11 protein-coding genes are annotated in these 12,885 nt (G+C 71.5%); all 11 read left to right on the top strand.

Going from position 1 to position 12,885, the window contains the following annotated elements; translation table 11 throughout:
• Positions 1–150: 150 nt before the first annotated feature.
• Entirely contained in the window at positions 151–771 is a 621-nt protein-coding gene (gene pyrR, locus G515_RS18870) for a bifunctional pyr operon transcriptional regulator/uracil phosphoribosyltransferase PyrR (RefSeq protein WP_036553725.1), read from the top strand.
• Positions 768–1,727 carry an aspartate carbamoyltransferase catalytic subunit gene (locus tag G515_RS18865; protein WP_036553722.1) on the top strand — a complete coding sequence of 320 codons (960 nt, stop codon included), beginning with the start codon at positions 768–770 and terminating at the stop codon, positions 1,725–1,727. Before pyrR ends, G515_RS18865 begins: the two co-directional genes overlap by 4 nt.
• Positions 1,727–3,016, top strand: a complete 1,290-nt coding sequence (locus tag G515_RS0100975) for a dihydroorotase (protein ID WP_028658630.1) — start codon at positions 1,727–1,729, stop codon at positions 3,014–3,016. Before G515_RS18865 ends, G515_RS0100975 begins: the two co-directional genes overlap by 1 nt.
• A 278-nt stretch (positions 3,017–3,294) precedes the next feature.
• Positions 3,295–4,986, top strand: coding sequence for an ABC-F family ATP-binding cassette domain-containing protein (locus G515_RS0100970; RefSeq protein ID WP_051217850.1), 1,692 nt, complete (start codon positions 3,295–3,297; stop codon positions 4,984–4,986).
• A 65-nt stretch (positions 4,987–5,051) separates the two neighbouring features.
• Positions 5,052–6,254, top strand: coding sequence for a glutamine-hydrolyzing carbamoyl-phosphate synthase small subunit (carA, locus tag G515_RS18860; RefSeq protein ID WP_245565124.1), 1,203 nt, complete (start codon positions 5,052–5,054; stop codon positions 6,252–6,254).
• The gene (gene carB, locus G515_RS0100960; RefSeq protein ID WP_028658628.1) at positions 6,254–9,571 is read left to right on the top strand and encodes a carbamoyl-phosphate synthase large subunit; all 3,318 of its coding nucleotides are present in this window, start codon (positions 6,254–6,256) and stop codon (positions 9,569–9,571) included. The genes carA and carB overlap by 1 nt, the downstream gene beginning before the upstream one ends.
• On the top strand, positions 9,571–10,638 hold the full coding sequence (locus tag G515_RS0100955) for a quinone-dependent dihydroorotate dehydrogenase (protein WP_028658627.1): 1,068 nt from the start codon (positions 9,571–9,573) through the stop codon (positions 10,636–10,638). Before carB ends, G515_RS0100955 begins: the two co-directional genes overlap by 1 nt.
• Positions 10,635–11,447 carry an orotidine-5'-phosphate decarboxylase gene (gene pyrF, locus G515_RS0100950; RefSeq protein WP_028658626.1) on the top strand — a complete coding sequence of 271 codons (813 nt, stop codon included), beginning with the start codon at positions 10,635–10,637 and terminating at the stop codon, positions 11,445–11,447. Before G515_RS0100955 ends, pyrF begins: the two co-directional genes overlap by 4 nt.
• A gap of 181 nt (positions 11,448–11,628) precedes the next feature.
• Positions 11,629–11,946 (top strand): integration host factor, actinobacterial type, encoded by a 318-nt coding sequence (gene mihF, locus G515_RS0100945; RefSeq protein ID WP_028658625.1) that lies wholly within the window; start codon positions 11,629–11,631, stop codon positions 11,944–11,946.
• A complete protein-coding gene (gene gmk, locus G515_RS18855) occupies positions 11,943–12,539 on the top strand; it encodes a guanylate kinase (RefSeq protein ID WP_036553718.1) in 597 nt (198 codons plus the stop codon). Before mihF ends, gmk begins: the two co-directional genes overlap by 4 nt.
• A gap of 11 nt (positions 12,540–12,550) precedes the next feature.
• A complete protein-coding gene (rpoZ, locus tag G515_RS0100935; protein WP_028658624.1) occupies positions 12,551–12,877 on the top strand; it encodes a DNA-directed RNA polymerase subunit omega in 327 nt (108 codons plus the stop codon).
• Positions 12,878–12,885: the final 8 nt, after the last annotated feature.

Genomic DNA, 12,885 nt, shown 5'->3' with positions numbered 1-12,885 from the left:
CCGGGTCGCCTGGGCCCGGTCCGGCCACGACTCTGCGCCCGCCTCTCGAACTCCCGGTTCGAGTAGGCGGGCGCGACGTCGCTACAGTGGCCCCGTTCGACATCCTTTAACGAGCCGTCCCGTGAGGCGGAGAAGGAGGTCCCTGTCTCCATGAGTCCTGATCCCAACCCTGCGGGCGCCGAGCCGGCGCCCGCCCTCGGTACCGACGTCCTTCCCGGGCGGGTCGTGCTCGACGCCGACGACATCGCTCGCGCCCTCACCCGGATCTCCCACGAGATCCTGGAGCGCAACAAGGGGGCGGCGGACCTGCTCGTGCTGGGCCTGCACACCCGCGGTGTCCCGCTCGCCCGCCGGATCGCGAGCCGGATCGAAGCGGTCGAGGGCCAGCCGGTCGAGCTCGGCACGCTCGACGTGACGATGTACCGCGACGACCTGCGCAACCACCCCACCCGCAGCCCGCACCGGACCGAACTGCCCGCGTCCGGACTCGATGGCAAGACCGTGGTGCTGGTCGACGACGTGCTCTACAGCGGTCGCACCATCCGGGCCGCCCTCGACGCGCTCTCCGACCTCGGCCGCCCCTCGGTGGTGCGGCTGGCCGTGCTGGTCGACCGGGGCCACCGCGACCTGCCGATCCGGGCCGACCACGTGGGCAAGAACCTGCCCACCGCCCGGGCCGAGCGGGTCGGCGTACGCCTGGAGGAGACCGACGGCGTCGACGAGGTACGCATCCGCGACGCCGCCCCCGCGCACCAGGAGGGCCCGCGATGAAGAAGCACCTGATCGGGATCGAGGACCTGACCGCCGGCGACATCGGCACCCTCTTCGAGACCGCCGCCCAGATGCACGACGTGCAGCGGCGCGAGGTGAAGAAGCTGCCGGCCCTGCGCGGCCGCACCGTCATCAACCTGTTCTTCGAGGACTCCACCCGCACCCGCTCCAGCTTCGAGATCGCCGGCAAGTGGCTCTCCGCCGACGTCATCAACATCTCCGCCAAGGGGTCGAGCACCAGCAAGGGCGAGAGCCTGCGGGACACCGTCCTCACCGTCACCGCGATGGGCGTGGACGGACTCGTGGTGCGCCACTCCGCCAGCGGTGCCGCCGAGCAGATCACCCAGTGGGTGGACTGCCCGGTGATCAACGCCGGCGACGGGATGCACGAGCACCCCACCCAGGCGCTGCTCGACGCCTACACCCTGCAGCGCCACCTCGGGTCGCTGGAGGGCAAGCACGTCGCGATCGTCGGCGACCTCACCCACAGCCGGGTCTTCCGCAGCAACCTGCTGAGCCTGGCCAAGCTGGGTGCCCGGGTCACCGCGGTCGCACCGCCCACGCTGATGCCCGCGGGAGTGGGGCAGTGGGCCGCTGAGGCCGGGTTCGCGACGTCGTACGACCTCGACGAGGTGCTGCCCGAGGTCGACGCCGTGATGATGCTGCGCGTCCAGCGGGAGCGGATGAGCGGGGGCTACTTCCCCAGCCCGCGCGAGTACACCATCGGCTACGGGCTGACCCGCCCCCGCCTCGACCTGCTGCGTGCCGACGTGCCGATCCTGCACCCGGGTCCGATGAACCGCGGGCTGGAGATCGCCCCCGAGGCCGCCGACGCCGCCAGCAGCCTGGTGCTCGACCAGGTCTCGGCCGGTGTCGCGATCCGCATGTCCGTGCTCTACCACCTGCTCGCCGGCGAGCCCGAGCCGCTCAAGCCGGAAACGATCAAGGGAGTCTGATGAGCGAGTCCGTCCTGATCCGTGGGGCGTCCCTGCTCGGCGCCGAGCGTGCCGACGTGTACGTCGCCGACGGAGCGATCCGCGAGATCGGCTCGTTGAGTCGCTCGGCCGACCGCACCCTGGACGCCGACGGGCTGGTGTTGCTGCCCGGCCTGGTCGACCTGCACACCCACCTGCGTGAGCCCGGCCGGGAGGATGCCGAGACGGTCCTCACCGGCTCGCGCGCCGCGGCCGCTGGTGGCTTCACCGCGGTCCTGGCGATGGCCAACACCAACCCGGTCACCGACACCGCCGAGGCCGCCGAGCGCATCCTCGACCTCGGCCGGGACGCCGGGCTGGTCGACGTCCAGCCGGTCGGCGCGGTGACCAAGGGCCTGGCCGGCGAGGAGCTCGCCGAGCTGGGCCTGATGGCGCGCAGCCGGGCCCGGGTGCGGGTCTTCTCCGACGACGGCAAGTGTGTGCACGACCCCCGGGTGATGCGGCGGGCGCTGGAATACATCCGCGCCTTCGGCGGCGTCATCAGCCAGCACAGCCAGGACCCCGACCTGGCCGGCCCCTCCGCCTGCTGCCACGAGGGGGAGCTCTCCGGACGGCTCGGCCTGCCGGGCTGGCCCGGGATCGCCGAGGAGGTCATCGTCGCCCGCGACGTGATGCTCGCCCGCCACACCGGCAGCCGGGTGCACGTGGCGCACGTGTCCACCGCCGGTTCGGTGGAGGTGCTGCGCTGGGCCAAGGCCCAGGGCATCGCTGTCACCGCCGAGGTCACCCCCCACCACCTGCTGCTCCCCACCGACCTGCTCGCCGGCTACGACCCGACCTACAAGGTCAACCCGCCGCTGCGTCCGGTCGAGGACATCGAAGCACTCCGCGACGCCCTCGCCGACGGCACCATCGACGCCGTCGCCACCGACCACGCCCCCCACGCCCGGCAGGACAAGGAGCACGCCTTCGTCGACGCCGCCTTCGGCATGCTCGGCCTGGAGACCGCGCTCTCGGTGATCTCCACCGTGATGGTCGACTCCGGCCGCCTGGACTGGGCCGGTGTGGCCCGGGTGATGAGCCAGACCCCCGCCCGGATCGCCGGCCTCGAGGGACACGGCCGCCCGCTGGAGGTCGGCGAACCCGCCAACCTCACCCTGGTCGACCCCTCCGCCGAGGTCGTCGTCGACCGCGACGCCAGCGTCTCCCTGTCCCGCAACAACCCCTGGCACGGCCGGAGCCTGCTCGGCACCGTCCATGCCACCCTGCTGCGGGGCGTACCCACCGTGCTCGGTGCTGCGCTGGTCTGAGGGGCGGACGTTTCCCCGGTGAACCGGGGAAAGGTGCGCTACCTGGCCGAAAAATCGGCCAGGTAGCGCACCTTCTGCCTGGGTGATGTGACCCCTGGGCACAGTGGTACGTCGCACGACGTCCCGGACCGATCGAGTAAAGGGATTGATGGCCGGGCGTGAACTCGGGATAGGCTGCACTCCGTGTGGATGACCGCCTGATCTGACCCGCGTCCGCGGCTGTGCTCGACCAGAGCCTGTGCCCGGTGGGTCTCGAGACTCTCGCAGATCGGCTCGCCATGTCATCCAACTCTTCGCAGACCCCCGTCCACGAGTACGCCGGCGCCGCGGGTCCTGTCACCGTGCGGGACCTCTCGGTGTTCTACCGCGACCGACCGGTCCTGCGCGGCGTCGACCTGAGCGTCCCACCGGGACGGCGGGTCGCGCTGGTGGGGGAGAACGGCAGCGGGAAGTCGACCCTGCTCCGCGCGATCGCCGGCACCCTGCCGGAGCGGGCCGAGGTGCGCGGGGAGCTCTCCGCTCCCGACGACCTGGTCCTGCTCACCCAGGAGCCGCCGTTCCGCGACGACGCCACCGTCGCAGCGGTGCTGGCCGGCACCCTGCGACCGCTGCGCGAGGCGGTGGCCGCGGTCGAACGGCTGGCGACCCGGCTCGACCGGCCCGGCGCCGCGGACCAGTACGCCGCGGCCCTGGAGTGGGCGCTGGCCCACGACGCGTGGGACGCGGACCGCCGGGCCGAGCAGGCGGCGCAGCGCCTGGGGCTGACCGGGGTGCTCGAGGACGCCGAGCGGCGAGTGGGCTCCCTCTCCGGCGGCCAGCGCACCCGACTCGCGTTGGCCACGATCATGACCCGCCGCCCGGCGGCGCTGCTGCTGGACGAGCCCACCAACCATCTCGACGACGAGGCGGTGGCGCTGCTCGGGGAGTTCCTCCGCGGCCTCCCGGGCGTGGTGCTGTTCGCCAGCCACGACCGCGCCTTCCTGGACGAGGTCGCGACCGAGCTGATCGACCTGGAGCCGGGGGAGTTCGGCACCGACGGGTCCGGCGGGCGTCGCTTCGGCGGCGGCTGGACGGCGTACGTCGATGCCCGGACGGAGGCCCGGCGTCGCTGGGAGGAGACCTACCTGACCCAGCAGGAGGAACTGTCGCGCCTCCGCGCCGCGACCCGGCTGGGCAACGGCAGCGTCGCGCACGGACGTGGGCCCAGCGACAACGACAAGTTCATCCACCACTTCAAGGGGCAGAACGTCGAGCGGACCCTCGCCCGCCGCAAGCGGGACGCCGAGCGCCGGCTCGAGGAGGCGGAGGCCGCCCAGGTGCGCAAGCCTCCTCCGCCGCTGCGCTTCCGCGGCGACCTGACCGGTGCCGCCGGCGCCGGGCGGGTCGTGCAGGTGCGCGACCTGGTCGTGCCCGGCCGGCTCACCCTGGACCGGCTGGACGCGGAGGCCGGCGAGCGCGTCCTGGTCACCGGGGCCAACGGCGCGGGGAAGTCCACCCTGCTCGGCGTCCTCAGTGCCCGGATCGCGCCCGCATCCGGCACGGTCGAGGTCGGTGCCCGACGCGTCGCCGAACTCACCCAGGACCCGGTCTTCGAGGACCTGGGCCGCTCCCCGGAGCGGCTCTACCGGGAGGCCGCGGGGGAGGGCGCCGTCGGGTTGCCTGAGCTCGGACTGCTCCACCCGCGCGATCTCACCCGCCCGACGGGGGCGCTCTCGGTGGGACAGCGCCGGAGGCTGGCGCTGGCCATCGCGATCGCGCACTCTCCCGACCTGCTCCTGCTCGACGAGCCGACCAACCACCTCTCCCTCGCGCTCGCCGGCGAACTGGAGGAGGCGGTCCAGGCCTCGCCCGGCGCTGTCCTGGTGGCCTCGCACGACCGCTGGCTCCGCCGTCGTTGGAGCGGCCGTGAGGTCGCTCTCACAGGGGGCGACGGGGGTGCCGCGGACGGGCGCCCGGGTGCGGTCGGCTGATAGTGTCGGGGCCGTTCGAGACATCCTTTAACCACCGTCCTGTGAGGCGGAGAAGGAGGTACGGCGTGCCGCTGCATGCCCTCAAAGCCCGGCCTTCGGCCCCTGTTCCCGCGCTGCTCGTCCTGGAGGACGGCCGCACCTTCCGCGGGGAGTCCTTCGGTGCGAAGGGCGAGACCTTCGGCGAGGCCGTCTTCTCGACCGGCATGTCCGGTTACCAGGAGACCCTGACCGACCCCTCCTACCACCGCCAGGTGGTGGTGATGACCGCCCCGCACGTCGGCAACACCGGGATGAACGACGAGGACCCCGAATCCCGTCAGATCTGGGTCGCCGGCTACGTCGTACGGGACCCCTCCCGGGTCTCCTCCAACTGGCGCGCCCAGCGCACCCTCGACGACGAACTCGCCGAGCAGGGTGTCGTGGGCATCTCCGGGATCGACACCCGTGCGCTCACGCGCCACCTGCGCGAACGCGGTGCGATGCGCGTGGGGATCTCGACGCTGGAGACCGACCCCGAGAAGCTGCTCGCGAAGGTCACCGCCAGCGCCGAGATGAGCGGCGCCAACCTCTCCGAGGCCGTCTCCACGCCGCAGAGCTACGTCGTGCCGGCCATCGGCACGAAGCGGTTCACCGTCGCCGCCCTCGACCTGGGTATCAAGGAGATGACCCCGCAGCGGATGGCCGAGCGTGGCATCGAGGTGCACGTCCTGCCCGCCACCGCGAGCATCGAGGACGTCCTCGCGGTCGCACCCGACGGCTTGTTCTTCTCCAACGGCCCCGGCGACCCCGCCGCGACGGTCGGCCAGGTGGAGTTGCTCCGCGAGGCGCTGGAGCGTGGCCTGCCCTACTTCGGGATCTGCTTCGGCAACCAGCTCTTCGGTCGCGCCCTCGGGTTCGGCACCTTCAAGCTCAAGTACGGCCACCGCGGCATCAACCAGCCGGTGATGGACCGCACCACCCGCAAGGTCGAGGTCACCGCCCACAACCACGGGTTCGCGGTCGACGCACCGCTGGACCGCGACACCGAGACGCCGTACGGCCTGGTCAGCGTGAGCCACGTCTGCCTCAACGACGACGTCGTCGAGGGGCTCGAGCTGCGTGACCCCGAGGGTCGGCTGAAGAGCTTCTCGGTGCAGTACCACCCGGAGGCCGCCGCCGGTCCGCACGACGCGGCGTACCTCTTCGACCGTTTCAGCGAACTGATGGCGAGCAGCCAGGCCGGCACTCCGGCCGCGCCCGCGACAACGACCACGGAGGAGCAGGCCTGATGGCGAAGCGCACGGACATCTCATCGGTCCTGGTGATCGGCTCCGGCCCGATCGTGATCGGTCAGGCCTGCGAGTTCGACTACTCCGGCACCCAGGCCTGCCGGGTGCTGCGTGAGGAGGGCCTGCGGGTCGTCCTGGTCAACTCCAACCCGGCCACGATCATGACCGACCCGGAGTTCGCCGACGCCACCTACGTCGAGCCGATCACCCCCGAGTACGTCGAGAAGGTCATCGCCAAGGAGCGTCCCGACGCCCTGCTCGCGACCCTCGGTGGCCAGACCGCGCTCAACTGCGCGGTGGCGCTGCACGAGTCGGGCGTCCTGGAGAAGTACGGCGTCGAGCTGATCGGCGCCTCGATCGAGGCGATCGACCGCGGGGAGAACCGCGAGCAGTTCAAGAAGATCGTGGCCGAACTGGGCGGCGAGTCCGCCCGCTCGGCGATCTGCCACTCGATCGAGGACCTGCTGGTCGGGGCCGAGCAGCTCGGCTACCCGCTGGTCGTGCGTCCCTCGTTCACGATGGGCGGATCCGGATCGGGCTTCGCCTGGAACGAGGAGGAGTTGCGCCGCATCGGTGGAGCCGGCCTCGCCGCCAGCCCGACCACCGAGGTGCTCCTGGAGGAGTCCATCCTCGGCTGGAAGGAGTACGAGCTGGAGGTGATGCGTGACAGCGCCGACAACACCGTCATCGTCTGCTCGATCGAGAACTTCGACCCGATGGGCGTGCACACCGGTGACTCGATCACCGTCGCACCGGCGATGACCCTCACCGACCGCGAGTACCAGAAGATGCGTGACCTCGCGATCGACATCATCCGTGCGGTCGGCGTCGACACCGGCGGCTGCAACATCCAGTACGCCGTCAACCCGGTCGACGGTCGCCTGATCGTGATCGAGATGAACCCGCGGGTCTCCCGCTCCAGCGCGCTGGCCTCCAAGGCGACCGGGTTCCCGATCGCCAAGATCGCGGCCAAGGTGGCCATCGGCTACACCCTCGACGAGATCCAGAACGACATCACCCAGGAGACCCCGGCCTCCTTCGAGCCGACCCTGGACTACGTCGTGGTCAAGGTGCCCCGGTTCGCCTTCGAGAAGTTCCCCGGCGCCGACCCGGTGCTGACCACCCACATGAAGTCGGTCGGCGAGGCGATGGCGATCGGCCGCAACTTCACCGAGGCGCTGCAGAAGGCGCTGCGCTCCCTCGAGCGGCCCTCGGCCGTCTTCGACTGGCGCCAGGAGTACGTCGAGCTGGACAAGGCCGCGCTGCTCGAGCAGATCGCCGTGCCCCACGACGGTCGGCTGAAGCTGGTCATGGACGCCATCCGCGCCGGCGCCACCCCGGAGGAGATCTACGAGTCCACCCGGATCGACCCCTGGTTCGTCGACCAGCTGTTCCTCATCAACGAGTTGGCCGGCCGGATCATCGAGGCCGACGAGCTCACCCCCGAGCTGCTCGCCCTGGCCAAGCGGCACGGGTTCTCCGACGTCCAGGTCGGCGCGATGCGCGGGATGAGCGCCGACGTGGTCCGCGGCGTGCGTCACGCGCTCGGGATCCGCCCGGTCTACAAGACCGTGGACACCTGTGCGGCCGAGTTCGCGGCCCGGACGCCGTACCACTACTCCTCCTACGACGAGGAGACCGAGGTCATGCCGCGGGAGCGGCCGGCGGTGATCATCCTGGGCTCCGGACCCAACCGGATCGGTCAGGGCATCGAGTTCGACTACTCCTGTGTGCACGCCTCGCTGGCTCTCTCCGAGGCCGGCTACGAGACCGTGATGGTCAACTGCAACCCGGAGACGGTCTCCACCGACTACGACACCTCCGACCGGCTCTACTTCGAGCCGCTCACCCTCGAGGACGTCCTCGAGATCGTGCACGCCGAGCAGCAGGCCGGCCCCGTGGTCGGCGTCATCTGCCAGCTGGGCGGTCAGACCCCGTTGGGTCTGGCCCAGGGCCTGAAGGACAACGGCGTGCCGATCGTCGGCACCACCCCGGAGGCGATCAACCTCGCCGAGGAGCGCGGCGCCTTCGGCCGGGTGCTCGCGGAGGCCGGGCTGGTCGCGCCCAAGCACGGCATGGCGACCACCTTCACCGAGGCACGGGCGATCGCGGAGGAGGTCGGCTACCCGGTGCTGGTCCGGCCGTCCTACGTCCTCGGCGGGCGCGGCATGCAGATCGTCTACGACGACGACGCCCTGCGCGCCTACATCGCGGCGGCCACCGAGATCTCCCCGGACCGTCCGGTGCTGGTGGACAAGTTCGTCGACGATGCAGTCGAGATCGACGTCGACGCCCTCTTCGACGGTGAGGACCTCTTCCTCGGCGGCGTGATGGAGCACATCGAGGAGGCCGGGGTCCACTCGGGTGACTCGTCCTGCGCGCTGCCGCCGATCACCCTCGGCGCCGCCGAGATCGAGCGGATCCGCGAGGCCACCCGCGGGATCGCCGCCGGTGTCGGCGTACGCGGACTGCTCAACATCCAGTTCGCGCTGGGCAGCGACGTGCTCTACGTGCTCGAGGCCAACCCGCGCGCCAGCCGGACGGTGCCGTTCGTCTCCAAGGCGACCTCCACCCCGCTGGCCAAGGCGGCCGCGCGGCTGATGCTCGGCGAGTCCATCGCCGACCTCCGGGCCGCGGGGGCCTTGCCCGCCGAGGGCGACGGGGGCACGCTGCCGCCCGACCAGCCGATCGCGGTCAAGGAGGCGGTGATGCCGTTCAACCGGTTCCGCTCTCCCGACGGGTCGCAGGTCGACACGGTGCTCGGGCCGGAGATGAAGTCGACCGGCGAGGTGATGGGCCTGGACGCCGACTTCGGCACCGCCTTCTCCAAGGCGCAGGCCGGGGCGTTCGGACCGCTGCCGACCGGCGGCCGGATCTTCGTGAGCGTCGCCAACCGCGACAAGCGGACCATGATCTGGCCGGTCAAGGTGCTCGCCGAGCTCGGCTTCGAGCTGGTGGCCACCCAGGGCACCGCGGAGGTGCTCCGGCGCAACGGCGTGGAGGCCTCGGTGGTGCGCAAGCACGCCGAGGGCGCCGGGCCGAACGGCGAGAAGACGATCGTGCAGATGATCCTCGACGGCGAGATCGACGTGGTGATCAACACCCCGAACGGTTCGGCGGACGGCAAGTCCGCCCGACTGGACGGCTACGAGATCCGCTCGGCCTCGGTGATGGCCAACATCCCGTGCCTGACCACCGTCCAGGGGCTCGGCGCCGCGGTGCAGGGCATCCAGGCGCTCCGACGCGGCGACATCGGCGTCGGCTCCCTCCAGGAGTGGTCCGCCCAGCTCGCCGCCGGGGCGGCGAGTCGGTCCTGATGCAGGCCTACCCGCTGCTCTTCGACCAGGTCTTCACCCGGATCGATCCGGAGAAGGCCCATGAGCTGGCCTTCCGTGGCATCCGCACCGCCCGCCCCGGGCTGGTGCGGATGCCACGGCCGGGGCGGCCGGTCGAGGCGATGGGACTGACCTTCCCCAACGTGCTCGGCCTGGCCGCCGGGTTCGACAAGAATGCGATCGGCATCGACGCACTCGGCGGGCTCGGCTTCGGCCACATCGAGATCGGTACGGTCACCGGGGAGGCACAGGCCGGCAACCCGCGGCCGCGGCTGTTCCGGCTGGTCAACGACCGCGCGGTGGTCAACCGGATGGGCTTCAACAACGACGGTGCGGTCGCCGTCGCCAACCGGCTGCGCCAGCGTCACCTGGCCGTCACCCGCGCCGAGCGGCACGGCTGGCACCCGGACCGGGGGCCGCGGACCGTGCTCGGTGTCAACATCGGCAAGACCAAGGTGGTCCCCGAGGACGACCAGGATGCCGTCGAGGCCGACTACGGCAAGAGCACCCGCCTGCTTGCCCCGTACGCCGACTACCTGACCGTCAACGTCAGCTCTCCCAACACTCCCGGTCTGCGCACCCTGCAGTCGGTCGAGAGGCTCGAGCCGCTGCTCCGGCACGTGCGCATCACCGCCGACCGCGCCACCGACCGGCGGGTGCCGCTGCTGGTCAAGATCGCACCCGACCTGGCCGACGAGGACGTGCTGGCGGTCGGGGATCTCGCCCTGGCCCTGGGACTGGACGGCGTGATCGCCAGCAACACGACGATCTCGCGGGAGGGCCTGCGCTCCCACCCCGACCTGGTGGCCGCACACGGTGCCGGTGGTCTGTCCGGGCGCCCGCTGGCCTCCCGGGCCGAGGAGGTCATCCGGCTGCTGCGGAGCCGGGTCGGCCCGTCCCTGACCCTGATCGGGGTCGGGGGGATCAGCACCGTCGAGGACGCCCGGCGTCGCCTGGACGCCGGCGCCGACCTGCTCCAGGGCTACACCGCCTTCATCTACGAAGGGCCCTGGTGGGCCCGCCGCCTCGTGAACGGAGTCCAGGGATGACCCCCTTCGGTGCCCGCCTGTACGCCGCCGTCGAGGACCGCGGCCCGCTGTGTGCCGGGATCGACCCCCATGCCGGGCTCCTGTCCGAGTGGGGGCTCGACGACACCCCGGAGGGGCTGGAGAAGTTCGCGCTCACCGCGGTCGAGGGGCTGGCGCCGTACGTCTCGGTGATCAAGCCGCAGTCCGCCTTCTACGAGCGTTTCGGCTCCCGCGGAGTGGCGGTGCTGGAGCGGGTCATCGCCGAGAGTCGCGCCGCCGGCGCGCTCGTCCTGCTCGACGTCAAGCGCGGCGACATCGGCTCGACCAGTCAGGCCTACGCCGACGCCTACCTCGACCCGAGCAGCCCGCTCGCCTCGGACGCGATCACGGTCAGCCCCTACCTGGGCTTCGGATCGCTGGACCCCTTCGTCGACAGCGCCCGCCGGCACGAGGCCGGCCTGTTCGTGCTGGGGCTCACCTCCAACAAGGAGGGCCCGGAGGTACAACGGGCCAGCACCGACACGGGGGAGAGCGTCGCCGACCGGATGTTCGCCCACCTCCGTCGGCTCAACCACGACGCGGTCCCGCTCGGGTCCTTCGGCGCGGTCATCGGGGCGACCATCGGCGAGGGTGAGGACTCCTTCGCGTTCAACGGCCCGATCCTGGCCCCGGGCTTCGGCGCCCAGGGCGGCACCGTCGCGGACATCCGCCGGATCTTCGGATCCGCCACCGTCCTGCCCAGCTCCAGCCGTGGGCTGCTAGCCGCCGGGCCCACGCCGTCCGCCCTGCGCGCGGCGGCGCGTCGTACCAACGACGAGCTGACCGCCTGACCCAGTTCAGCGCGGTCGGTGCCGATTCGAGGTCATCGCGACCGAGGACGGTGCGGGCATGTGTGTCCCGAACCACTGGCCCGATGAGGACGGCCTCCCTCGCCGTTGCCGCGTGCCGAGGGTGCGGTTAGATTGACGCGAACCCGTCCCGTCCGCCCGGAGAAGAACCGGAGAACCCCCCGTGGCCCTGCCCCCGCTCACCCCTGAACAACGTCAGGCGGCCCTCGACAAGGCCGCTGCCTCCCGACGGGAGCGGGCCGAGGTGAAGAACCGGCTGAAGAACTCCGGTGCCTCCATCGCCGAGGTGCTCGCCGAGGGCCAGACCAACGAGGTCATCGGCAAGATGAAGGTGCTCGACCTCCTCCAGGCGATGCCAGGGCTGGGCAAGGTCCGCGCCCACCAGTTGATGGAGAAGCTCGGCATCGCCGAGAGCCGTCGGGTCCGCGGCCTGGGCAGCAAGCAGCTGGCCGCGCTCACGGAGGAGTTCTCGGCCAGGTGAGCATCCCCCCGTCGCGGCTGCTGGTCCTTGCCGGGCCGACGGCCGTGGGCAAGGGCACGGTCTCCGCTGCCGTCCGTGAGACCCACCCCGAGGTGTGGATCTCGGTCTCCGCGACCACCCGCAAGCCGCGTCCCGGGGAGGTCCACGGGAGGCACTACTGGTTCGTCTCCGAGGACGAGTTCGACGCGATGGTGGCCGAGGGACGGCTGCTGGAGTGGGCGACCGTGCACAGCGCGGCCCGGTACGGCACGCCGCGAGGCCCGGTCGAGGAGGCCCTGGCCGCGGGTCGGCCGGCGATGCTGGAGATCGATCTCCAGGGTGCCCGCCAGGTTCGGGAGACGATGCCGGAGGCCCTGTTCGTGTTCCTTGCGCCACCCTCCTGGGAGGAGCTGGTCCGCCGACTGGTCGGCCGCGGCACCGAGTCCGAGGCCGAGCGCGCCCGGCGACTCGAGACGGCGCGCGTCGAGATGGCCGCCGAGGACGAGTTCGACGTCACCATCGTCAACCGCGAAGTTCACCAGGCAGCCGATGAGTTGGTAGCCTTGATGACGCTCGGTGCCCGACCGGGACCGAGCACACCCCGACTTGAGTGAGGCTATTGCGCGTGGCTGCCCCCGAGATCGACGCCCAGGGCGTGACCAACCCCTCGATCGATGACCTGCTGACCAAGACCGACAGCAAGTACCGTCTCGTGCTCTACGGCGCCCAGCGTGCTCGCCAGATCAACGCCTACTACTCCCAGCTCGGCGACGGGCTGCTCGAGTACGTCGGCCCGCTCCTGGACACCCACGCCCAGGAGAAGCCCCTCTCGATCGCGCTCCGCGAGATCAACGAGGACCTGCTGACCTGCGAGGACGTCGACCCGGCCGAGCTGGCTGCCGAGGAGGCCGCGAAGGCGGCCGCCGCAGACCCGTTCGCCGCTGCCGAGTGACGCGACGC

The organism is Nocardioides insulae DSM 17944 (genome assembly GCF_000422825.1).
GTDB lineage: Bacteria > Actinomycetota > Actinomycetes > Propionibacteriales > Nocardioidaceae > Nocardioides > Nocardioides insulae.
The sequence above is the reverse complement of the archived record's forward strand: the minus strand, read 5'-3'. Positions and strand labels throughout refer to the sequence as shown.